Origin of the sequence: Rathayibacter sp. AY1F8, from assembly GCF_002932165.1 — a bacterium.
GTDB lineage: Bacteria > Actinomycetota > Actinomycetes > Actinomycetales > Microbacteriaceae > Rathayibacter.
Genome location: NZ_PSVB01000004.1, coordinates 157,086 through 180,061, shown reverse-complemented (window position 1 = coordinate 180,061; position 22,976 = coordinate 157,086). Strand labels below are relative to the sequence as shown.

The following is a 22,976-nucleotide window of genomic DNA, read 5'->3' as shown; positions in this document are numbered from 1 at the left end:
CGGACCGCTCCCGGCTCGCCGTGTCAGCGGAAGCGGACGCTCGACCCCGGCTTGCGGATCGTCTCGCGGACGACGCGCTGCACGAGTCCGCCGGCGTAGCCGCGGCGCGCGAGGAATCCCGTGAGCCGGCGCTCGGCGACCTCGTCGGAGAGCGAGCGCAGGCTCGGCAGGCGCTTGCGCGCGAGCTCGAGCGCCGTGCGGTACTCGTCGTCGCCGTCCAGCTCGTCGAGCGCTGACGCGATCGCCTCGGGGTCGATCTTCCGCGCGCGCAGCTCCTGCTGGATGGAGGAGCGGCCGAGCTTCTTGCGGTCACGGAGCGAGACGACCAGCTGCTCCGCCATGCGGAGGTCGTCGAGGTAGCCGAAGCGCGTGAAGCGCTCGAGGATCTCGAGGGCGTCCTTCTCGGCGACGCCCTCCGTGTAGAGGCGCGCCTCGACCTCGGCGACCGAGAGGCTCTTGCGGGAGAGCCCCCGTACGATCCGATCCGCGACCTGCTCGGGATCGATCTCCTCCGGGATCTCGATCGCGTCGTCGTCGTCCTCGTCGTCCGCGTTCTCGACGAACGCCGGCGCGCGCCGGGCGACATGAGCCGAGAGCTCGGCGATCCGCTCGGAGGCCGGAGACGCGGCGCCGCCGACGGCCGAGCCTCCCGACTCTCCTCCGACCGTCCCGGGCGCACTGGTACGCGGCGTCCCGGCTCCGGACGGCTCCGAAAGCGACCCGGCCCCGTCGGCGGCCGGCGCCGCCGGAGCCCAGCCCTTGTCGCCCGCCGCACCCCGGTCGACCCAGGGCAGGAAGGCCACGGGGCGGCCCTTCGCCCCCTCCGCGGCCTTCTCCGCCACGGGCTAGGCGCCCTTGCGCACGGGCTGCTTGGTCTCGATCGCGACCGGCGCGGCCTCGACGGCCGCGTTCGGGTCGACGATCACGCCGAGCTTCACCAGGATGCGCTTCTCGATCTCAGCGGCAACATCGGCGTTGTCGATGAGGAACTGGCGCGCCTTCTCCTTGCCCTGGCCGAGCTGGTCGCCGTCGTAGGTGTACCAGGCGCCCGACTTGCGGACGATCTCGTGCTCGACACCGAAGTCGATCAGGCTGCCCTCGCGGGAGATGCCGACGCCGTAGAGGATGTCGAACTCGGCCTGCTTGAAGGGCGGGGCCATCTTGTTCTTCACGACCTTGACGCGGGTGCGGTTGCCGACCGCGTCGGTGCCGTCCTTCAGCGTCTCGATGCGGCGGATGTCGAGGCGGACCGACGCGTAGAACTTGAGCGCCTTGCCGCCCGCCGTGGTCTCGGGACTTCCGAAGAAGACGCCGATCTTCTCGCGCAGCTGGTTGATGAAGATCATCGTGGTGTTCGTGGTGTTCAGTCCGCCGGTCAGCTTGCGCAGCGCCTGGGACATGAGGCGCGCCTGCAGGCCGACGTGGGAGTCGCCCATCTCGCCCTCGATCTCGGCACGCGGCACGAGGGCCGCGACGGAGTCGATCACGATGAGGTCGATCGAGCCCGAGCGCACGAGCATGTCGGCGATCTCGAGCGCCTGCTCTCCGGTGTCGGGCTGCGACACGAGGAGGGAGTCGATGTCGACGCCGAGCTTCTTGGCGTACTCGGGGTCGAGCGCGTGCTCCGCGTCGATGAAGGCGGCGATGCCGCCGTTGCGCTGCGCGTTCGCGATCGCGTGCAGCGTGAGGGTTGTCTTTCCGGAGGACTCGGGGCCGTAGATCTCGACGATGCGGCCGCGGGGGAGCCCGCCGATCCCGAGCGCGACGTCGAGCGCGATCGAACCGGTCTGGATCACCTCGACGGGAGCGCGGTCGTCGCTTCCAAGGCGCATGACGGCGCCCTTGCCGAACTGGCGGTCGATCTGGGCGAGTGCGGTCTCGAGGGACTTCTCGCGGTCGGAGGAACTGGGCATGGCCGTCTCGCTCTCGTGTTCGTGGTGGTGTCGCCTACAGGCTGTCGCGACATGCCGGTGGCTGTCGGAGTGACAGTGCCGGCCGGCTGCGACAAGGCGGTGAAGCAGGTCCGTTCAGGTGTCTCCGACGGTACGCCCGACCACCGACATCGGGGCCGAGCGAGAGCGACTCCGTGGAGACGGGGCCGTTCCTGCTTCTGTGGAGGAGCCTAGACCCGTTCGAACACGGATTCGAGCACGAGCCGTCGGCGTGTCGAACACGGCTTCGGCGACGGGAGCGTCAGCGGTGGCGCTTCCGCGGATCCACGCCGTGCCACCGGGCCTCCGGGACGTCGTTGGCGCGGCAGAGGGCGAGCCAGACCTCGCGCGGCTCCGCTCCGTCCGCGAGGGCGCGCTCGGCTGTGCGGCCCCCGAGCTCGGTCAGCACGAGGTCCGAGACCAGGACACGGGCGTAGGCGCCGCCGAACTCGTCGTCCACCAGCTGCCGGAACTCGCTCAAGCGCATGCGTCCACGGTAGCCGCTGCCCGGAGGCCGCACTCCCCCGGGAACGCCGAAGGGCGCCCGGCCGGAGCCTGGGCGCCCTTCGCGTGGAGCGGGTGCGGTGAGTGGAGGGGACGGGGGCCGACTACTGCGTGACGAGGTCCGCGTCGAAGCCGGCGACCATGTCGGCCGGGATGGTGTCGGGGATGGTGTCGATGCCCTCGATGACGGCGAGACGATCGCCGACCTCGCGCATGATCACCGAGATGGGGGTGTCGAGGGCGTCGGCGACAGAGGCGAGGATCTCCGAGGAGGCCTCCTTCTGACCGCGTTCGACCTCGCTCAGGTAGCCGAGCGCAACGCTCGCCTTGCTCGCCACCTGACGGAGCGTACGACCTTTCTGCAGGCGAAAGTCCCTGAGGACATCGCCGATCTCCTGACGAACTAGAACCACTGGACCCTCCTTCTCCACGTCAACCGCATGTCGTGCACCTGCACCGCGAGCACGAGCGCCGGAGATTCCGGAGCGGGTGATCGGGGGGCTGGGACGAGAGAACCGGATAGCTGTTCACTACCCGGTTCGTATGGTGTCGACTCTAATACCGGATGACTGGACTTTGCGTGTGAGCGACACCAGTTGTAACCGGGCCGCAATGCGGCGCATTCCGATTCCCGGAGGGCCCTCGCTGGGTATCCGCCTCATGCCCCCCGGGAGATCAGCTCCGCGCCGAGGGCGAGGGCCGCGTCGACCGAGGCGGCGCGGATCGCGGCGCGGTCGCCGTCGAACCGGTGCTCACGGACGAGCTCGTCCTCGCCGAGGACGGCCGCCACGAAGACGGTGCCGACGGCCGTGTCCCCCTGCGGATCCGGACCGGCGACCCCAGTGGTCGCCAGGCCGAGCGTCGGACGCCCGTCGGCTGCGAGCCGCGAGGACGCTCCGCGCGCCATCTGCACGGCGACTCCGGGATCGACGGGACCCCGCTCGCCGAGGACGCGCGCGTCGACCCCGAGGAGCCGGTCCTTGAGGTCGGTGGCATAGCTCACCACTCCCCCGCGGTACACGGCGGAGGCGCCGGGCACCTCCACGAGGGCGGAGCTGAGCGCGCCGCCGGTGAGGGACTCCGCGACGGCGAGGTCGACACCCCGCCGCCGGAGCTCGGCGATCAGCTGCGCGGCCGTCACCGCGTCGACCGGGCGGCCCGGCTCTGGCGGGCGGCGTCGGCGAGGTAGTCGATCCCGGTGGCGACCGTGAGCACCACCGCCGCCGTCATCGTGATGCCGTTCAGCCAGTGGACCCACTCGCCGAGGACGGCCCAGAGCGGCAGCAGAGCGAGGGAGATCGCGATCGACTGCACGATCGTCTTGAGCTTGCCGCCCCGCGACGCGGGGATCACCCGGTCCGAGAGCACGGCCATCCGGAACACGGTGATGCCGATCTCGCGCACCAGGATGACGATCGTCACCCACCACGGCAGCTCCGCGAGGATCGAGAGCCCGACGAGCGCCGCGCCGGTGAGCACCTTGTCGGCGATCGGATCCAGGAGCTTGCCGAGATCGGTCACGAGGCCCCGGCTCCGGGCGATGTGCCCGTCGATGCCGTCCGTGGCGATCGCGACGATGAAGAGGAGCGCCGCGGCGATCCGGATCCCGCCGTCCTGCCCCCCGTCGGCCAGCAGGAGCCAGAAGAAGACGGGCGCCAGCAGGATCCGGACGACCGTGATCGCGTTCGGCAGGTTCCAGTTGCCCGACGCGGCCGGAGCCGGTGCGGTGGGGTGGGTCATCGTGCTCCGCCGTTCCTCGCAGTGCGGGCGACCGGGACGGTCACTCGCGTCCCGTCAGCGTCCAGGCGTCCTCGCCGGACCCCTCGTCGTCGTCGTGGTAGTCGGTGGCGGCGGGCCCCGTCGGCTCGGCCAGCGGATCCGCGTACGGGTCCGGGGCGACCGAGGACGGCGCGGCCGGCCCCTCGCCCGGGTCTTCGCCGCGCATCCGCGCGAGGACGCCCGGCAGCTGCTCGGCGGTGACCAGCACGTCGCGGGCCTTCGACCCCTCGGAGGGGCCGACGACCTCGCGCGACTCGAGCAGGTCCATCAGTCGGCCGGCCTTGGCGAAGCCGACGCGGAGCTTGCGCTGCAGCATCGAGGTCGAGCCGAACTGCGTGCTGACGACGAGCTCGGCCGCCGCGACCAGCAGCTCGAGGTCGTCCCCGATGTCGGAGTCGATCTCCTTGCGCTGCGCCTGCACGGTGATGTCCTGGCGGTACTCGGGCTGCGCCTGACGGGTGACGTGCTCGACGACCTTCGCGATCTCGTCCTCGCGGACCCAGGCGCCCTGCACGCGCATCGGCTTGTTGGTGCCCATGGGGAGGAAGAGGCCGTCGCCCTGCCCGATGAGCTTGTCGGCTCCCGGCTGGTCGAGGATGACCCGCGAGTCGGTCACGCTGGTCACCGCGAAGGCGAGGCGGCTGGGCACGTTCGCCTTGATGAGGCCGGTCACCACGTCGACGCTCGGCCGCTGCGTGGCCAGCACGAGGTGGATGCCCGAGGCGCGCGCGAGCTGGGTGATCCGCACGATCGAGTCCTCGACGTCGCGCGGGGCGACCATCATCAGGTCGGCGAGCTCGTCGACCACCACGAGGAGGTACGGGTACGGCTTGAGGACGCGGCTGCTGCCCGCCGGGAGCTTGATCTCGTCCGCGCGGACGGCCGCGTTGAAGTCGTCGATGTGACGGAACCCGAACGACGCCAGGTCGTCGTAGCGCATGTCCATCTCCTTCACGACCCACTGCAGCGCCTCGGCGGCCTTCTTGGGGTTCGTGATGATCGGAGTGATCAGGTGCGGCACTCCGCCGTAGATGGTGAGCTCCACGCGCTTGGGGTCGATCAGGACCATCCGCACGTCCTGCGGGCGCGCGCGCATCAGCAGGCTCGTGATCATCGAGTTGACGAAGCTGGACTTGCCGGAGCCGGTGGAGCCGGCGACCAGGAGGTGCGGCATCTTGGCGAGGTTCGCCACGACGTAGCCGCCCTCGACGTCCTTGCCGACGCCGATGGTCATCGGGTGCGTGGACGTCGTCGAGGCCGGCGAGCGGAGGACGTCGCCCAGGGAGACGATCTCGCGGTCCGTGTTGGGGATCTCGACGCCGATCGCGCTCTTGCCCGGGATCGGGGAGAGGATCCGGACCTCGTTGCTGGCGACGGCGTAGGACAGGTTCTTGCTGAGCGCGGTGACGCGCTCGACCTTGACGCCGGGGCCGAGCTCGATCTCGTAGCGGGTGACGGTCGGGCCGCGGGAGAAGCCGGTGACCGTCGCGTCCACGTTGAACTGCTGCAGCACCTCGGTGATGGCGCGGACCATCTCGTCGTTGGCCGCCGAGCGCGCCTTGGAGGGCGTGCCCGTCGAGAGGGCGGCCGCCGAGGGGAGGCGGTACGGCGCGTCGTCCTCGAACGAGGAGTCGAACCCGGCGGTCGGGTCCTCCTCGGCGAGGGGCGCGATCGGGCCGGTCTCGATGACGGGCGGGACCGGGACGGCGGGCGCCACGTCGAGGCGGTCGAGCCGGATGACCTCGGTCGCGTCGTCGTCGACCACGCCGGTCGCGCCGCGGGGAGCGCCCGTCTGCTCGAAGCGGGCGAGCGCCGCCTCGGCGGTCTCGGCCTCGGCCAGCACCTCGGTGGCGTAGGAGCGGGTCGGCGGGTGGGCCTCGTCGTCGCGCTCCTCGAGCGCGGTGTCGAAGCCCTTCGCGCGGCCGCGGGCGGGCGCGGCGCCCTCGAGCACCTCGGTGAAGGAGTCGATCGGGAGCTCGGTCTGCACGGTCGGCTCGTCCTCGCGCCCGGACTCGGTGCGCCGCCACCAGGGCAGCTCTCCGCCGTCCTGCTGCGCGTCCTCCTCCTGCTCGGCCTCCGCCTTCGCCGCGGCCTTGGCGGCGGCCCGCTCGGCCTTGAGGCGGGCGCGCTCCTCGTCGTCGAGCACGGGGGCGCCGAAGAGGTAGCCGTAGAGCTCCCGCGAGCGCGCGCCGATGCGGTTCGGCGGGGTCTTGGTGATGATGAACAGCGACAGCAGGATCACGAGCGACAGCAGCACGGTCGCGCCGGGGACGGTGGCGATCGCCGCGAGCGGGGCGCCCACCAGCCAGCCGAGGACGCCTCCCGCGGCCGCCATGGTCTCGATTCCCTGGCCGGGCTGCGGCAGGCCGAGGTGCGCGTGGCAGATGCCGGCGGAGGCGACGAGCAGCGTGATGACGCCCACGCCGATCCGCCCGTTGTCGTCGACGGACCGGGGGTGCCGGAAGAGCCAGAGGGAGAAGAGGAGAAGGACGACCGGCAGCACGTAGGCGACACGGCCGAAGAAGCCGCCGAAGCTCCACGCGTCGAGCACCAGGGCGACCGGGTCGGTCGCGAGGAACCACTCGACCACCGCGCCCGCGACGGCCAGCAGCAGCAGCAGGAAGGGGACGCCGTCGCGGCGCTCCTCCTTCGCCAGCCGCTCGGGACCGAGGGCGCGGGCGGCGCCGCCCGCGAGGTGGGCCAGCGCCATCCAGAGCCGCACGGCGGGGTTGGTGCGCGGGGCGGACTCGAAGGCCACCGTCTTCGTCTCAGCGGCCGCCTTGCCCGAGCCCCGGCCGGATCGCGGCGCGCCGGAGCGCGGAGTCGCGCTGCCGCGCCCGCGCGAGGTCGTCTTGGTACTGGTCGCCATGAGGCCACCGTACCCGCCGCCCCCGTCAGGGCCGGTGACCCGCGCCGCGACGGCAGGCGCCGATCCGCCGCCGGCCGGGAGGCTCAGGCCTCGATGACGAGCGGCACGATCATGGGCCGGCGGCGGTAGGAGGTGTTGACCCAGCGGCCGACGACGCGACGGACGGCCTGCGAGAGCGCGTGCTGATCGCTCGCCCCGTTCCGCACCGCCTCCTCGAGCGCGGCCGCGATCCGCGGCTTGACCTCGTCGAAGACGCTGTCGTCCTCCGCGAAGCCCTTCGCGTGGATCTCGGGGCCGACGACGATCCGCCCCGTGCCCGCCTCGACCACCACGATGATCGAGATGAAGCCCTCCTCGCCGAGGATCCGCCGGTCCTTGAGGTCGGCGTCGGTGATCTCGCCCACCGACGATCCGTCGACGTAGACGAACCCCAGGTCGAGCCGTCCGACGACGGTCGCCCTGCCGTCGAGCAGGTCGATCACGGTGCCGTCCTCGGCGATGATCGTGTTCTCCTCCGCGATCCCGGTCTCGCGCGCGAGCTGCGCGTTCGCGACCAGGTGCCGGTACTCGCCGTGCACCGGCATCACGTTCAGCGGCTTGAGGATGTTGTAGCAGTAGAGGAGCTCGCCGGCCGCGGCGTGCCCGGACACGTGCACCTTCGCGTTGCCCTTGTGCACGACGGTCGCTCCGAGCCGGGTGAGCCCGTTGATGACCCGGTACACCGCGTTCTCGTTGCCGGGGATGAGACTGGAGGCGAGGATCACGGTGTCGCCCTCCCCCGGCTCGATCTGGTGATCGAGGTTGGCCATCCGGCTGAGGACGGCCATCGGCTCGCCCTGCGACCCGGTGGACATGTAGACGATCCTGTCCTCGGGGACGTCGCCCGACTTCTTCATGTCGACCAGGACTCCCGGAGGGACGTGCAGGTAGCCGAGATCCGCGGCGATGCGCATGTTGCGGACCATGGAGCGGCCGAGCAGCGCCACGCGGCGGCCCGTGGCGTGGGCCGCGTCGAGCACCTGCTGCACCCGGTGCACGTGGCTGGAGAAGCTCGCGACGATGACGCGGCGGGTCGCCCTGGCCATGACGCTCTCGATGACCGGGCCGATGTCGCGCTCGCTCGGCGTGAAGCCGGGGACGTCGGCGTTGGTGGAGTCGACCATGAACAGGTCGACTCCCTCCTCGCCGAGGCGGGCGAAGGCGCGCAGGTCGGTGATCCGGCCGTCGAGCGGCAGCTGGTCCATCTTGAAGTCGCCGGTGTGCAGCACCGAGCCCGCGTCGGTGACGATCGACACGGCCAGCGCGTCCGGGATCGAGTGGTTCACGGCGACGAACTCGAGCTCGAAGGGCCCGAGGTTCTCGACGTCGCCCTCCTTCACCGTGAGCGTGTACGGCGTGATCCGGTGCTCCTTGAGCTTCGCCTCGACGAGGGCGAGCGTGAGGGTGGAGCCGATCAGCGGGATGTCGCGCTTCAGCCGGAGCAGGTAGGGGACGGCGCCGATGTGGTCCTCGTGGCCGTGGGTGAGGACCACTCCGACGATGTCGTCGAGCCGGTCCCGGATGGGCGTGAAGTCCGGGAGGATCAGGTCGACGCCCGGCTGGTCCTCCTCCGGGAAGAGCACGCCGCAGTCGACGACCAGGAGCCTGCCGTCGATCTCGAAGACGGTCATGTTGCGGCCGATCTCGCCGAGGCCGCCGAGAGGGATGATCCGGAGCGTTCCCGGAGCGAGCGGGGCGGGGATGATCACGGGACCGGGCATGCGCCCTCCTTCTCCAGCGGTGCTTTCTCGGGACGTGCCGCTCGGGCTCAGCGGGTGGTGCCGGCGACCTTCGGGAGGGCGCCGCCGGCCGCGGCGTTGCGGTCGGGCCGGAAGTTGCGGAAGTCGACGCCCGGGATGTCGCGGACCAGGCCGAGCTCGTCCTCGATGAGCGCCGCCTCCGACTCCTCCGGGCCGACCAGGGGCAGCCGCACGCGCGGCGAGGAGATGCGGCCGAGGCCGTGCAGGATGTACTTCGCGGCGACGGTCCCGGGGACGTGCGTCATCACGGCGCGCACGAGCGGCTCGAGCTGCTGGTGCGCACGAGTGGCCGCGTGGAGGTCGCCCGCGTTCACGGCGTCGACGATCGTGCGGTACGGCGCGGCGGCGATGTTCGCGGTGACGCCGATGAGCCCCGTGGCGCCGATGGCGAGCTCGGGGAGCACGTTCGCGTCGTCGCCGCAGAAGTACATCAGGTCGGTCTGGTTGAGCACGCGGCTGACCTCGGAGAGATCGCCCTTCGCGTCCTTCACGGCCAGGATGTTCGGGTGCTTGGCCGCCCGCAGGATCGTCTCGTAGCGGATCGGCACGCCGGTGCGGCCGGGGATGTCGTAGAGGATGACCGGCAGGTCCGTCGCATCCGCGATCATCCGGAAGTGGGTGAGCACGCCCGCCTGCGTGGGCTTGTTGTAGTACGGGGTGACGATCATGTTGCCGTCGGCGCCGGCCTTCTCGCTCTGACGGGCGAGCTGCATGGCGTGGGCGGTCTCGTTCGAGCCGCCTCCCGTGATGATCTTCGCGCGGCCCCCGGCGACCGAGCGGCCGACCTCGACGAGGCGGATCTTCTCCGGGTCGGTCAGGGTGCTGGTCTCGCCCGTGGTCCCGGTGACCACGATGCCGTCCGCGCCCGCTGCGATGCAGTCGTCGATGTGCTTCTCGACACCGGGCCAGTCGACCTCGCCGTCGGCGGTGAACGGGGTGACCAGGGCGACCAGGACCTGGCCGAAGGGATTCTCCGGAGTTGACACGCTGCCAGGGTAGCGGGTCGCCGCCGCGCCGCCGGGAGGAGCTTCCCGGAGCCGCCCGCGCGGACGGCAGCAGGCGATCGGGCGGGACGGCCCGCTCGTCCTCGCCGGGCGGCGGGCTACGGGGCGACGCGGCCGTTCGCTGTGAAGGCGGCGGCCGTGAGGGGCATCAGCTCCTGGAACTGCGTCTCCATCTGCTCGGCCGCCATCTCGATCTCGCGCTGCGGGAAGGAGGGGAACGTCGAGTCCTCGCGCTTGGTGCGCAGGGAGAGGAAGTTCATCAGCGAGCGGGCGTTGAGCGTGACGTACATCGACGAGTAGATGTTCAGCGGGAGGACGATCCGGGCGACCTCGCGGGCGACGCCCTCGCCGAGCATCCGCCGGTACGACTCGTAGGCCTGCGTGCTGACGCGGCGCGTCTCCTCGGCGACGAGCTCGGCCTGCTCCGCGGTGCCCGGCTCGAAGGAGTAGGCGCCGGGCTTGCCGACCTGCACGAGGTTGCGCCGGGGGCCGGGCACGTAGAAGACCGGGCGGAGCTCGCGGTAGCGGCCCGATTCCTCGTTGTAGGAGGCGATGCGGTGCCGCATGAACTCGCGGAAGACGAAGATCGGCGCCTGCACGTAGAAGGTCATCGAGTTGTGCTCGAACGGCGAGCCGTGGCGGTCGCGCATCAGGTAGTTGATCAGTCCGCGGTCGCGCTTGCGCTGCAGCTCGGCGTCGGACTCCTCGCCGTCGAGCGCCTCGGCGAGCGTCTTCTCGCCCTGGGTCGAGACGCGGGCCGCGAACAGCACGTCCGAGTCGTGGGCGCTCGCGCGGACCAGCTCGACGACGACATCACTGCGGAAGACGGGACTGCTCGGGTCTGCGCTGAGGCTGCTCTGTTCGGTCACGGATCGAACCTAGACCACGCTCCGACCGCGGCCGTCGTCACATCCCGAAACAGTCGTCCGCGCAGCGCCTGCGCCGACCTACGCTTCCCGGATGGAGCCCGTGACGATCCTCGCCGCACTGCTCGGCCTCGTCGTGCTGGGCGTCGTCCTCGGGGCTGTCCATCGGGCCCGCTCCGGGCGCGTCGCGGGCGTCCCCTCGCGCCAGGGCCCCGCGATCGACCCCGGCGAGCTCGTCCCCGGCGCAGTGCTCGGGACCCGGGCCACAGTCGTGCAGTTCTCGACCGACGTCTGCACGCGGTGCCCTGCAGTGCGACGGATGGTCGGGGAGCTCGCCCAGCAGCGGCCCGGGCTGGCGCACCTCGACGTCGATCTGACGCACCGCCCCGACCTCGCGGCGCGCTTCCGCGTCCGGCAGACGCCCACGCTCCTCCTGCTCGATCGAGACGGAGTGCCGCGCAGCCGCATCGGCGGCGCTCCGACCCGCGCCGCCCTGACCATCGAGCTCGACCGACTCCAGGAGACATGATGAGCACCCGCTCCCCCTCCACCACCGGCGCCACTCCCCCGTCCGGCACCGTCGATCCCCGCGGTCCGAGGGTCGCCGCCGGAGTCACCGCCGCACTCCTCCTCACGGCCGTGGGCCTCGGGCTCGCGGCCCCGGCCCGGGCCGACCTCGACGGCCGGCTCTCCCAGCCCGGCTTCCTCCTGCTGCTCGCGCTCGCCGCCCTCTTCGCCTGGTCGGCCGCGCGCGGCGTCGGCTCCGGCCCCTGGGCGGTGCTGTTCCGCCGGGTGGTCCGGCCGCACCTGGCACCGCCGCGCGAGTGGGAGGACGCCCGCCCGCCGCGCTTCGCCCAGCTGATCGGCCTGTTGGTGACCGGCACCGGCGTCCTCCTGCACGTCGCCGGCGTCCCGGGATCGGTTCCGGTCGCCGCGGCCGTCGCCTTCCTCGCCGCCTTCCTCAACGCCGTGTTCGGCCTCTGCCTGGGCTGCGAGCTCTACCTCGTGCTCGCGCGGGCCGGCCTGGTCGGGCGCTCGGCCGGCTCCCGGGCGTGAGGCTCTAGGCTGGGTCCGCTTCGCGGGCGGCCCGCGACCGGCTCCGGGAGGCACCATGAGCGACTCATCCGCACGGCACTCCGACCACGACGGGACCACGGACTCCGGCTCGCCGCGGCGCGCCGCGCGCACGCCGGGCGAGCACGTGTCGACGCCGTCCGAGCTGCCCTCGGCCCGGCCGGATGCGTCCGCTCCCCGGCTCCGCGTCCTGATCTCGGGCGCCAGCGGGATGATCGGCTCCGAGCTGACCCGCCAGCTGCGCGCCGAGGGGCACGAGATCCTGCGCCTGGTGCGCCACGCGCCGTCGAGCCCGGACGAGTTCCACTGGGCGCCCACCTCGCACATGCTCGACTTCAGCGTGCTCGACCGCGTCGACGCCGTGATCAACCTCTCCGGCGCCTCGATCAGCCGCCTGCCGTGGACCGCGTCCTACAAGCGGGAGATCCTCGACTCGCGGATCCAGTCCACGCAGACCCTCACCGACGCGATGCGGATGTCCTCGACCCCGCCGACGACGCTGATCAATGCCTCCGCGGTCGGCTACTACGGAGACCGCCCGGGCGAGGAGCTCACCGAGCAGTCCTCGCGTGGCGACGGATTCCTCGCCGATGTCGTCGACCGCTGGGAGAAGGCCGCCCACCTCGCGCCCGAGGCCACGCGGGTGGTCACCGCTCGCACCGGGCTCGTCCTCGGCGACGGCGGCGCGCTCAAGCCGCTCCTGCCCCTGACGAAGCTCGGTCTCAGCGGACCCCTCGGCAGCGGCAATCAGGCCTGGCCCTGGATCAGCCTCTACGACGAGGCCGCGGCGATCCGCCACCTGCTCACGTCCTCGCTCTCGGGCCCGGTGAACCTCGCCGGACCGGTGCCGGCGACCGCGAACGACGTGATGCGCACCCTCGCCGAGCAGCTGCACCGCCCGTTCAAGCTGGCCGTCCCCGAGAAGATCATCGAGCTCGCGCTGCGCGACGCCGGGCACGAGCTCCTGCTCTCGAGCCAGCGCCTGGTCCCCCAGCGGCTGCTCGACGACGGCTTCGAGTTCCGCCACCGCACGGTCGGCGCGGCGCTGGAGTGGGTGCTCGCCTGATCCCGGCCGCCCGAGCGGTCCTCGCCCGGAGAGCCGCGCTCGAGTCGCGGCCGAGCGGTCAGGCCGGAGCCTCGTGCTCCAGCGCGATGGCCCTGCGGATGGCGCCTCGGGCGCGCTTGCGGTCGCCGCTGGCGTCGTAGGCGAGGCCGAGGCGGTACCAGGCGCGCCAGCTCCCGGGCTGCGCGTCGACCTCCTCCGCGTACTGCGGGAACAGCGCGTCCGCCTCCTCCCGGAGCGGACGCCCGCTGGCCCGCGAGTCGAGGACCTCCTGCGGCAGCGCGTTCTCGCCCTCCAGCCGACGGGCCAGCTTCTCGGCGCGGAGCCCGAACAGCAGCTCGCGCACGAGCCCCCAGACGCCGACGGCGCCGAGGATCAGCAGGCCGACGCCCATCACGACGCCGGGCGCCGTCGCCGCGGCGAAGGCGACGACGGAGTACTGCAGGCAGACGAACAGGTAGAGGGCGAGCAGGACCGCCATCAGGACGACACCGACGCGGGTCCTCACGGGGTGCTCGTCGCTGCGGCGGCCTGGCCGGACGGAGCCCGGTCGATGACGGGCTGCTCGTCGACCGGCCGCTCGGCGAGAGGCGCGGCGTCGAAGGCGGCGCGCAGGTCGATCAGCGCGTCGAGGCCCACCACCACGCCCGTGGTCGTCCGGACCGCGTCGAGAGCGCGCAGGACGCCCTGCTCGTAGGAGGCCTGCGAGGTGGTGTCGTGCCGGATGGTGACCGTCTCGCCGGTGCCGCCGAAGACGACCTCCTGGCGCGCCTCCACTCCGGGCAGGCGGAGGCTGTGGACCGGGACGCTCGCGACCTGCTGGCCGCGGGCCCGCTGGTCGGTGTGCGGAGCCTGCACCGGACCGAGCTCGGCCCGGGCGCGCAGCAGCAGCTCGGCCGTGCGGACCGCGGTCCCGGAGGGCGAGTCGACCTTGCGGGCGCCGTGGGTCTCGACGATCTCGGCGGCGTCGAAGAACCGCGCGGCCACGGTGGCCAGCGCGGTCGCGAGCACCGAGCCCAGCGAGAAGTTGGGGATGATCACGACGCCGGCCTCCGGCTGCTCGGCGACGCTGCGCCGGAGGGCCGCGATCCGGTCGCCGGTCCAGCCGGAGGTGCCGACGAGCACCTTCCTCCCGTTGGCCACGGCGAAGTCGACGATCTGCTGGCTGACGGCCGGCACGGTCATGTCGACGACGACGTCGGCCGCGAGCATCTCGGCGGGATCGCTCCGCGAGCCGAGCCGCGCGACGAGCGAGAACTCGCTCGACGCCTCGATGAGCGAGCAGGTGAACGAGCCGAGTCGGCCGGACGCGCCGACCACGGCGACGGAGGTAGTCACCGACTCAGCGTAGCCCGCGGCTCAGTACGGCTGGGCCTCGGGCAGGCCGGTGCGCAGCTCCACGGGCAGGTGCGAGAGGTCGTTGTGCACGACGAGCACCGGCGGCTTGCGGGAGCGGACGCGGATGATCGTCAGCCCGCAGTTGGCCTGGTTGAGGCCCAGCCACCGCCAGTCGGGAGCGTCGAACACGTGGCGGACGAACCAGCCGATCACGAAGTTGTGGGTGATGAGGAGGTCGTGGCGGTCCTCGCGCGACGGCGCCAGGAACTCGGCCACCGCGTCCTGCATCTGCGCGTGCCCCGCCTCGATCTCGGCCGCGGTGACGCTGCCGAAGAAGGGCTCGAACGCCTTGGGCATGTCCGGGGTCGGCCCCGAGGGGATGCAGTCGAACAGCAGCGAGGACGGCTGGAGCGGCAGGCTCGGCAGAAGCGTCTGGAAGCGCGCGGCCGTCTCCTCGGCCCGGCGCAGCGGCGAGTGCCACGCTCCGGTGAAGGGGACTCCGCCGAGCCGCTCGGCGATGAGCCTCGCCTGGCGCTCACCACGGGCCGAGAGCGGGCCGTCCGGCATGCCGTGCTCGGCGTCCTGCTGCTCGCCGTGGCGGACGAGGTAGATGTAGTGGGACACGGGGTCCTCCCTGGTGCGGCGCGGCGGTGCGCGGTCAGCGGGCGTTCGACGATCGGATCAGATCGCGGAGGCGCTCTCGATCCCGGCGATCCCGGCGAAGGCCGACTCGTCGACCGCGCCGACGGCCGAGATCGACGACGGCCCCCGGGCCAAGTCTGCCGCGAGTGCCTGGACGTCCTCCGCGCCGACGAGGGCGAGTCGGCGCAGGCTCTCGTCGAGGTCGACGAACTCGCCGAAGGTCAGCTCGGCGCGTCCGAGGCGCGACATCCGGGTGTCGGAGTCCTCCAGCGCGAGCGCCGCCGCTCCCGAGAGCTGGCCGCGGGCGCGCGCGAGCTCGTCGTCGGTGACGCCGTCCTCGGCGAGGCGGTGGAACTCGGTGAGCAGGAGCTCGGCGACCGTCCCCGCCTTCGCCGGGGTGCACGCGGCGTAGAGCCCGAAGAGGCCCGCGTCCGAGTAGGACGGGGCGAAGGAGTAGACGGAGTAGGCCAGGCCGCGCTTCTCGCGCACCTCCTGGAACAGCCGCGAGGACATGCCGCCGCCGAGGATCGAGTTGAGGACGCCCATCGTCATTCGCCGCTCGTCGCCCGCGGCGAGACCGGGGAAGCCGACCAGCAGGTTCGCCTGCTCGGTGGGGCGGTGCACCACCGACAGGGCGCTGCCGCGGGTGTAGGACGCACGGCCGCCGACGCGCCGCTCGACGGGCGGGGCCGCCGTGCCGAGGTCCCAGCCGTCGGCGACGAGGACCCGCTGGAGCAGCGCGACGAGCGCCTCGTGGTCGACGGCGCCGGCGACGGTGATCACCACGTCTCGCGGGCGGTAGGCGGCGCGGTAGTGCGCCCAGACCGCGTCCCGGGTGGCCTCGCCGATGGTCGCGGCGGTGCCCCCGATCGGGCGGCCCAGCGGGTGGTCGCCGAACACGGCCTCGAACAGCTTCTCGCCCGCCACGTCGGCCGGATCGTCGTCCGCCATCGCCAGCTCCTCGAGAATGACCCCGCGCTCGGTCTCGAACTCGTCCGGATCGATCAGGCTCGAGGTCACCATGTCGGCGATCACCTCGACCGCCATCGGGAGGTCGCGGTCCTGGATCTTGGCGTAGTAGCAGGTGTACTCCTTGGCGGTGAGAGCGTTGTGCTCCCCGCCCACGGAGTCGAAGGACACGGCGATGTCGAGGGCGGACCGCTTCTGCGTGCCCTTGAACAGCAGGTGCTCGAGGAAGTGCGTCGAGCCGACGTTGGAGGGCACGGCGGGCTCGCCCGCGGTCGCGGGGCGGCCGGGCCGCTCGTCGCGAGAACCCGCGGCGACCCAGAAGCCGATCGTGGCGCTGCGGGCGCCGGGCACCGATTCGCTGAGGATGCGGACACCGCTCGGGAGGACGGAGCGGCGGACCGTGGATCCGCCTGCGGCCCGGACTGACGTCTCCGGCTGGTCGAGGGGCAGTGCGACTCCGTGATTCATCGTGCCCACCCTAGGCCACCGCGACGGCGGCCCGAGCCGGGCTGTCGCGCCGTGGCGGGAGAGGTGCAGGGGGCGTCGCGGACGGGCGCGGTCAGCGGCGCGCGCGCTCCAGCGCGGCCAGGTGTCCGGGGTCGAGCTCGAGCGAGACCGCGCGCACCAGCGCGTCCACGTCGGCGGGTGAGCGCGGGGCGACCGTCGCGGCGGTCAGCCGCGGCCGGCCGAGCAGCCAGGCCAGGGCGACGGCGGCGGGAGCGGCCGAGAGCTCGGCACCGATCGCGTCGAGGACGGCGAGGACCCGGCGTCCGCGGCGCCCGAGGTGGGCGGCGGCGAGTGCCCCGTCGGGCAGGCGGCCGAGCTCGCGGCGGGTGCGCTCGGCGCCGCGGAGGAACCCGTGGGCGAGGGGGACGGTCGCGAGCAGGGCGAGTCCCTGGCCGGCGGCGACGAGGCCGAGATCGCCCTCCGAGCCGGGCCGCTCGAGCAGGTTCCAGCGGACCTCCGCGCCGGCGAGGCGGGGCAGCCCGTGGGCGGCCAGGACGCGCGCCTCGAACAGCTCCTCCGGGGAGAACCCGGAGGCGACCACCGACCGCACCAGCCCGCGCGCCAGCAGCACGTCGACGGCGCTGAGGAGCTCGTCGAGGCGTCCGGCCCCGTCGGGGCGGACCGCCAGCACATCGAGGCGGTCGGTGCGGAGGCGGCGCAGCGCCCCCTCGACACGGTCCACCAGCGCACGCGGCGTCGCGGGCGCGCCGACCGGAGCGGCGAAGCGGCCGATCAGGAGGAAGCGGTCCCGGTCGCGGTGTCCGGCGGGCCAGCCGCCGACGCCCTCCGCGAGGCTCGAGTCGGTGACGACGACGCCGTTGCCGCCCCACGCCGCGTAGCGCTCGAGCAGCGCGGCACCGTCGTCGCGGCCGAGGGCCGCCGCGTCGAGCACGAAGGGGAAGAGGTCGTGGCCGGAGTCGCCCATCGGCCGGCGGCGCGAGGGTGCGACGGCGGTCGGCTCGACGGGGCCGGTCTCGGCGAGGACGCCGCTCGAGGCGGCTGCGCGGGAGACCGCGGGCGGGAGCGGGACGGCACTGTGACGGGGAGCCCGCACGACGGCGCCGGTCCTGTCCCTGGGCACGCCACCACTCTCCCTGCGGCGGCTCGGGTCCCGCCAGGGGAGAGAGTATCCGAGCGCCGGAGCCGCCACTCCGCCGGGTCGCGCACGGTTCACCAGATCGTTACACGGGCGCCGCCGGCGGGGTCGACTCGCGCCGGCGAGCGGTGCGGCGGGCCCCTCCGTGTCGGCCGTCCGGGCTAGATTCGCGACCATGGACTCCGCCGCCCCGACCCCCTCCGAGACCGCCGCCCCGACCTCCGACTCCCCCGAGCGGGAGACGTCAGCGCCCTGGTGGACGAGCGCCGTCGTCTACCAGATCTACCCGCGCTCGTTCGCGGACTCGAACGGCGACGGCATCGGCGACCTGGGCGGCATCCGCTCGAAGCTCGACCACCTCGCCGACCTGGGGGTCGACGTGATCTGGCTCTCGCCGGTCTACCCGTCGCCGCAGCACGACAACGGCTACGACATCTCGGACTACGAGGACATCGACCCGCGGTTCGGCACGCTGGAGGAGTTCGACCTGCTCCTCGCGGAGGCCCACGAGCGCGGCATCCGCATCGTGATGGACCTCGTGGTCAACCACACGAGCGACGAGCACGCCTGGTTCGTCGAGTCCCGCTCCTCGCAGGAGGACCCGAAGCGCGACTGGTACTGGTGGCGCCGCGGGCGCCGCTCGGCCGAGCCCGGCCGCGAGCTCGAGGCGGCCGCCGGCGCCGGCCTCGACGTCGCCGAGCCGAACGGCTGGCGCTCCTACTTCTCCGGCCCGGCCTGGACGCTCGACCCGGCGACGGACGAGTACTTCCTCCACCTCTTCGCGGTGCAGCAGCCGGACCTCAACTGGGAGAACCCCGAGGTGCGGCACGCGGTGCACGCGATGATGAACCGCTGGCTCGACCGCGGAGTGGACGGCTTCCGGATGGACGTGATCAACCTCGTCTCGAAGGACGTCGGAGCCGTCGACGGCGAGCAGGGCGGCGCGGGCATCGTCGGAGGGGTGGGTCCGCGGCTCCACGAGTACCTCCGCGAGATGCACGAGGCCGTGTTCGCGCACCGCGAGGGCTCCTTCCTCACCGTCGGCGAGATGCCCGGGGTCACCCTCGAGGAGGCGGTGCTCGTGACCGATCCCGAGCGGCGTGAGCTCGACATGGTCTTCCAGTTCGAGCACGTCGGCATCGACCACGGAGTCGACAAGTTCCACCCGGTGCCGCTGGACCTGGTCGCCTTGAAGGCCAACCTCGCGCGCTGGCAGGACGGCCTGGCCGAGCGCGGCTGGAACAGCCTGTACCTCGGCAACCACGACCAGCCGCGTCTCGTCTCGCGCTTCGGGGACGACGGCGCGCACCGCTACGAGTCCGCGACCCTCTGGGCGACGCTCCTCCACCTCCAGCGCGGCACGCCGTACATCTACCAGGGCGACGAGATCGGGATGACGAACGTCCCGTTCGCCGGCATCGAGGACTTCCGCGACGTCGAGTCCCTGAACTACTGGGCCGAGGCCGTCGGCGAGCGCGGCGAGGACCCGGCGACCGTGCTCGCCGGGCTGCGCGCGCAGAGCCGCGACAACGCCCGCACGCCGGTGCAGTGGGACGACAGCCTCCAGGCCGGCTTCACGACCGGCGAGCCGTGGATCGCGGTCAACCCGAACGCCGCCGAGGTGAACGTCGCCGCCGATCGGGCCGCCGAGCGGTCGGTCTTCGAGTACTACCGGGCGCTGATCGCGCTGCGGCACGCCGACGAGACGGTGCAGCTGGGCCGCTTCGCGCTGCTGGAGCCCGAGCACCCCGCGCTCTTCGCCTTCACGCGCACCGGACCGGGCGAGCTGCTCGTCGTCGGGAACGTGTCCGGTGAGCCGCTCGAGGTGCCGCTGCTCGAGGAGTGGGCGGCTGCCGAGACGGTCCTCGGCAACGTCGCCGGTGCGACCGGGTCGACGCTCGGCCCGTGGGAGGCGCGCATCCTGCGCCGCTGAACCTCGCCGCGCCCCACTCCGAGCACGGCGCGGGGCGCGGCGCCCGACGGCGGTGGACAGTCGGGCGAGGGCCTCAGGCGGAGACGCGGTCCAGTTGAGCGACGTCGCTGCGGGTCAGCGGGAGCGCGGCCGCCGCGAACAGCGACTCGAGCTCCGCGGCGTTCCGCGCCCGGACGATCGCCGCCGAGACCTCCTGGTGCGAGAGCACCCAGGCGAGCGCGACCACGCCGGGCTCCGTGCCGTGGGCCCCGGCGATCTCGTCGAGGGCCGCGAGCACGCGGGAGCCGTGGCGGCCGACGTAGTCCAGGCCCGCCTCGAACAGGGCCGACTCCGGCTCGTCCGTGCGGCTGCGCAGGGCGCCGGTGAGGTAGCCGCTCGCCAGGGGCAGCCGCGCGAGGGTGCCGAGCTCGAGCCGCACCACCTCGGGGGCGACGTCGGTCTCGTAGGTCCGGCGCTCCATCAGGCTGTACTCCGACACGACGGCCGAGAGCGACGGCAGCGCGAACGCGGTCGCCGTCTCGTGCAGCGCCGTGATCGCGGCTCCGCTGAAGTGCGCGGCGCCCAGGGCGCCGACCGAGCCGTCCGCCAGGAACGGCGCGACCGCCGCCAGGCTGTCGGCGATGGGGATCCCGGGGTCCTCGCTGTCGAACGAGAGCAGGTCGATCCGGGTGCCGAGCCGCTCGAGGCTCCCCTCGATCGCGATGCGGACGTCCTCCGGGGCGAGGCCCGGCGCGTCCGGGTGCCGGCCGACCTTCGTCGCGACCAGCATCCGCTCGCGCAGCCCGCTCTGCTCGAGCCAGCGGCCGATCATGTACTCGCTCCGACCGGTCGCGTAGTGGTCCGCGGTCGAGATCAGGGTGCCGCCGAGACGGCCGAACGCGTCGAGCACCTCGGTGGTGTCGTCGATCCCGGCGGCCCAGCCGAAGACGGAGCCGTCGAGGGCGAGAGGATGCACGGGGAGGCCGGTCCGACCCAGGGTGCGTGAGAGGAGGGGCGTCTCCGGCTCGGTGGCCAGGGGCGTCGGGTCGGTCACGGAGTCCTCCGGTCGGGGCGGTGCGGCGCGGTCCCGCCACCGTACCCCATGCCCCCGCCGACGACGGACGCCCGCCCCACCGGAGTGGGACGGGCGTCACGGTCGTGCAGGAGGGATCAGCTCTCGGCGGGAGCCTCGACCTCGGCCTCGTCGGCCACGACGGGCGCGAGGGACAGCTTGCCGCGGTCGTCGATCTTGGTGATCTGGACGAGCAGCTTCTGACCGACTCCGAGGACGTCCTCGACGTTCTCGACGCGCTTGCCGCCGGCGAGCTTGCGGACCTCGCTGATGTGCAGCAGTCCGTCCTTGCCGGGGAGGAGCGAGACGAACGCGCCGAAGGTCGCGAGCTTGACGACGGTTCCGAGGAACTGCTCGCCGACCTCGGGGTTGGTCGGGTTCGCGATGGCGTTGACCTGCGCACGCGCGGCCTCGGCCGACGGACCGTCGACGGCTCCGATGTAGACGGTGCCGTCCTCCTCGATGGAGATGTCGGCGCCGGTCTCGTCCTGGATCGCGTTGATCGTCTTGCCCTTGGGGCCGATCAGCTCGCCGATCTTGTCGACGGGGATCTGCACCGAGATCACGCGGGGCGCGGTCGGGGCCATCTCGTCGGGCTGGTCGATGGCCGCCGTGAGCACCGCGAGGATCGTGGTGCGGGCGTCCTTGGCCTGCTTGAGCGCGGCGTCGAGCACCGACGACGGGATGCCGTCGAGCTTCGTGTCGAGCTGGATGGCCGTGACGAACTCGGCGGTTCCGGCGACCTTGAAGTCCATGTCGCCGAGCGCGTCCTCGGCGCCCAGGATGTCGGTCAGCGCCGCGTAGCGGGTCTGGCCGTCGACGACGTCGGACACGAGGCCCATCGCGATGCCCGCGACCGGGGCGCGCAGCGGCACTCCGGCGTTGAGGAGCGACAGGGTCGACGCGCAGACCGAGCCCATCGAGGTCGAGCCGTTGGAGCTCAGCGCCTCGGAGACCTGGCGGATCGCGTAGGGGAACTCCTCGCGGCTCGGCAGCACCGGCACGAGGGCGCGCTCGGCGAGGAAGCCGTGCCCGATCTCGCGACGCTTCGGCGATCCGACGCGGCCGGTCTCACCGGTCGAGTAGGGCGGGAAGTTGTAGTGGTGCAGGTACCGCTTCTTGGTGACGGGCGACAGCGAGTCGATCTGCTGCTCCATCTTGAGCATGTTCAGCGTGGTGACGCCCAGGATCTGGGTCTCGCCGCGCTGGAAGATGGCCGAGCCGTGGACGCGCGGGATGACCTGCACCTCGGCGTCGAGCGGGCGGATGTCGGCCAGGCCGCGTCCGTCGATGCGCACGCCGTCGCGGAGGATGCGGCCGCGGACGACCACCTTCGTGACGGACTTGTACGCCGCTCCGACCTGGTTGTAGGCCTCGGCAGAGAGCTGGCCCGAGGCGATGCGCTCGGCGATCTGCTCCTTGACGCGCGCCTTGAGGGCGTCGTCGGCGTCCTGCCGCTCGACCTTGTCGGCGATCTGGTACACGCGGACGAGCTCGTCGTAGCTGAGCTCGGCGACGTTGTCGTAGGTCTCCTGCGCGTAGGGCAGGAACACCGGGTAGTCCTTGACCGGCTTCGCGGTCTCGGCGGCGAGCTTCGCCTGCGCCTCGACGAGTGCGCGGAGGAAGGGCTTGGCGGCCTCGAGGCCCTCGGCGACGACGTCCTCGCTGGGCTTGGTCGCACCCGCCTTGATGAGGTTCCAGGAGGACTCCGTGGCCTCGGCCTCGACCATCATGATGGCGACGTCCGAGGAGCCGTCCTCGTTGGTGACGACGCGGCCCGCGACGGTGAGGTCGAAGACGGCGTTCTCCAGCTGGGAGGCCTTGGGGAAGGCGACCCACTGGTCGTTGCCGGAGCCGTCGGACATGAGCGCCAGGCGGACGCCGGCGACCGGGCCGGAGAACGGCAGGCCGGAGATCTGCGTGGACGCGCTCGCGGCGTTGATCGCGAGGGCGTCGTAGAACTCGTCCGGCGCGATGCTGAGGACCGTGATGACGATCTGGACCTCGTTGCGCAGGCCCTCGACGAACGAGGGGCGCAGCGGCCGGTCGATCAGACGGCAGACCAGGATCGCCTCGGTGGAGGGGCGGCCCTCGCGGCGGAAGAACGAGCCGGGGATCTTGCCGGCGGCGTAGGAGCGCTCCTCGACGTCGACGGTCAGCGGGAAGAAGTCGAAGTTGTCCTTCGGGTTCTTCGAGGCCGACGTGGCCGAGAGGAGCATGGTGTCCTCGTCGAGGTAGGCGGCGACGGCGCCCTGAGCCTGCTGCGCGAGGCGGCCGGTCTCGAAGCGGACGGTGCGGGTGCCGTACGAGCCGTTGTCGAGAACGGCTTCGGCGAATGTGATTTCAGGACCTTCCAAGAGGTCTGTCTCCTTAACGTCTGCAGCGGCGCCCCTTCTGGGCGCCGGCGTTCGTCGGAGCAGCGGTCCGGTCAGGAATCGAGACGATCCCACGGCAGGGCTTCGCGCCGTGCCGTCGTGTGGAGGGCGTTCGTGCTGGCCACCAGTAGAAGAGCTCCGGGCTGTCGCGACCTGTGCCGCGAGCGGGACGTGCC

21 protein-coding genes are annotated in these 22,976 nt (G+C 72.4%); 4 read left to right on the top strand and 17 right to left on the bottom strand.

What is annotated here, in order from left to right; all coding sequences use genetic code 11:
* Positions 1-23 precede the first annotated feature (23 nt).
* The 10 genes from C5C35_RS05375 to thyX form a co-directional block, all read right to left on the bottom strand.
* On the bottom strand, positions 24-803 hold the full coding sequence (locus C5C35_RS05375; RefSeq protein WP_146084565.1) for a regulatory protein RecX: 780 nt from the start codon (positions 801-803) through the stop codon (positions 24-26).
* Positions 804-845: 42 nt separating this feature from the next.
* Positions 846-1,913, bottom strand: a complete 1,068-nt coding sequence (recA, locus tag C5C35_RS05370; protein ID WP_104262713.1) for a recombinase RecA — start codon at positions 1,911-1,913, stop codon at positions 846-848.
* 280 nt (positions 1,914-2,193) lie between these two features.
* Positions 2,194-2,418 (bottom strand): DUF3046 domain-containing protein, encoded by a 225-nt coding sequence (locus tag C5C35_RS05365; RefSeq protein WP_104224474.1) that lies wholly within the window; start codon positions 2,416-2,418, stop codon positions 2,194-2,196.
* Positions 2,419-2,539: 121 nt separating this feature from the next.
* Positions 2,540-2,848, bottom strand: a complete 309-nt coding sequence (locus C5C35_RS05360; RefSeq protein WP_068207524.1) for a helix-turn-helix domain-containing protein — start codon at positions 2,846-2,848, stop codon at positions 2,540-2,542.
* Between the two features lie 245 nt (positions 2,849-3,093).
* Complete coding sequence (locus C5C35_RS05355; protein WP_104262712.1) at positions 3,094-3,576, bottom strand: CinA family protein; 483 nt, start codon at positions 3,574-3,576, stop codon at positions 3,094-3,096.
* Positions 3,573-4,175, bottom strand: a complete 603-nt coding sequence (gene pgsA / locus C5C35_RS05350) for a CDP-diacylglycerol--glycerol-3-phosphate 3-phosphatidyltransferase (protein WP_104226303.1) — start codon at positions 4,173-4,175, stop codon at positions 3,573-3,575. The genes C5C35_RS05355 and pgsA overlap by 4 nt, the downstream gene beginning before the upstream one ends.
* Positions 4,176-4,215: 40 nt before the next feature.
* Positions 4,216-7,083, bottom strand: coding sequence for a DNA translocase FtsK (locus tag C5C35_RS05345; RefSeq protein WP_104247915.1), 2,868 nt, complete (start codon positions 7,081-7,083; stop codon positions 4,216-4,218).
* An 83-nt stretch (positions 7,084-7,166) separates the two neighbouring features.
* Complete coding sequence (locus tag C5C35_RS05340) at positions 7,167-8,843, bottom strand: ribonuclease J (RefSeq protein WP_104224470.1); 1,677 nt, start codon at positions 8,841-8,843, stop codon at positions 7,167-7,169.
* Positions 8,844-8,890: 47 nt separating this feature from the next.
* Positions 8,891-9,868, bottom strand: coding sequence for a 4-hydroxy-tetrahydrodipicolinate synthase (gene dapA / locus C5C35_RS05335; protein WP_104224469.1), 978 nt, complete (start codon positions 9,866-9,868; stop codon positions 8,891-8,893).
* A gap of 116 nt (positions 9,869-9,984) precedes the next feature.
* A complete protein-coding gene (thyX, locus tag C5C35_RS05330; protein ID WP_104260624.1) occupies positions 9,985-10,755 on the bottom strand; it encodes an FAD-dependent thymidylate synthase in 771 nt (256 codons plus the stop codon).
* A 91-nt stretch (positions 10,756-10,846) separates the two neighbouring features.
* Here thyX and C5C35_RS05325 point away from each other — a divergent pair, with 91 nt between their 5' ends.
* From C5C35_RS05325 to C5C35_RS05315, 3 genes are read left to right on the top strand one after another with little or no spacing between them, the layout of a single operon-like run.
* Positions 10,847-11,281 carry a thioredoxin family protein gene (locus C5C35_RS05325; RefSeq protein ID WP_104224467.1) on the top strand — a complete coding sequence of 145 codons (435 nt, stop codon included), beginning with the start codon at positions 10,847-10,849 and terminating at the stop codon, positions 11,279-11,281.
* Positions 11,281-11,808 (top strand): DUF4395 domain-containing protein, encoded by a 528-nt coding sequence (locus C5C35_RS05320; RefSeq protein WP_104262711.1) that lies wholly within the window; start codon positions 11,281-11,283, stop codon positions 11,806-11,808. The genes C5C35_RS05325 and C5C35_RS05320 overlap by 1 nt, the downstream gene beginning before the upstream one ends.
* A gap of 55 nt (positions 11,809-11,863) precedes the next feature.
* Positions 11,864-12,892 (top strand): TIGR01777 family oxidoreductase, encoded by a 1,029-nt coding sequence (locus C5C35_RS05315; protein WP_104238626.1) that lies wholly within the window; start codon positions 11,864-11,866, stop codon positions 12,890-12,892.
* Between the two features lie 58 nt (positions 12,893-12,950).
* Here the strand turns inward: C5C35_RS05315 and C5C35_RS05310 are convergent, their stop codons facing one another.
* The 5 genes from C5C35_RS05310 to C5C35_RS05290 all read right to left on the bottom strand — a co-directional run bounded on the left by C5C35_RS05310 (position 12,951) and on the right by C5C35_RS05290 (position 17,426).
* Positions 12,951-13,397: a hypothetical protein gene (locus C5C35_RS05310; protein ID WP_104262710.1), complete on the bottom strand. Its 447-nt coding sequence runs from the start codon at positions 13,395-13,397 to the stop codon at positions 12,951-12,953.
* Entirely contained in the window at positions 13,394-14,227 is an 834-nt protein-coding gene (dapB, locus tag C5C35_RS05305) for a 4-hydroxy-tetrahydrodipicolinate reductase (RefSeq protein WP_104233262.1), read from the bottom strand. The genes C5C35_RS05310 and dapB overlap by 4 nt, the downstream gene beginning before the upstream one ends.
* 21 nt (positions 14,228-14,248) lie before the next feature.
* Complete coding sequence (locus tag C5C35_RS05300; RefSeq protein WP_104224462.1) at positions 14,249-14,851, bottom strand: histidine phosphatase family protein; 603 nt, start codon at positions 14,849-14,851, stop codon at positions 14,249-14,251.
* Positions 14,852-14,908: 57 nt separating this feature from the next.
* Positions 14,909-16,306, bottom strand: a complete 1,398-nt coding sequence (locus C5C35_RS05295) for a pitrilysin family protein (RefSeq protein WP_104224504.1) — start codon at positions 16,304-16,306, stop codon at positions 14,909-14,911.
* Positions 16,307-16,397: 91 nt separating this feature from the next.
* Positions 16,398-17,426 (bottom strand): aldo/keto reductase, encoded by a 1,029-nt coding sequence (locus C5C35_RS05290; protein ID WP_181065686.1) that lies wholly within the window; start codon positions 17,424-17,426, stop codon positions 16,398-16,400.
* A gap of 190 nt (positions 17,427-17,616) precedes the next feature.
* Between C5C35_RS05290 and C5C35_RS05285 the strand changes: the two genes are divergently transcribed.
* On the top strand, positions 17,617-19,374 hold the full coding sequence (locus C5C35_RS05285) for an alpha-glucosidase (protein WP_104255563.1): 1,758 nt from the start codon (positions 17,617-17,619) through the stop codon (positions 19,372-19,374).
* 73 nt (positions 19,375-19,447) lie between these two features.
* Here the strand turns inward: C5C35_RS05285 and C5C35_RS05280 are convergent, their stop codons facing one another.
* Entirely contained in the window at positions 19,448-20,407 is a 960-nt protein-coding gene (locus C5C35_RS05280) for an aldo/keto reductase (protein WP_104260622.1), read from the bottom strand.
* Positions 20,408-20,523: 116 nt separating this feature from the next.
* Positions 20,524-22,782, bottom strand: coding sequence for a polyribonucleotide nucleotidyltransferase (locus C5C35_RS05275; protein WP_104262708.1), 2,259 nt, complete (start codon positions 22,780-22,782; stop codon positions 20,524-20,526).
* Between the last annotated feature and the right edge of the window lie 194 nt (positions 22,783-22,976).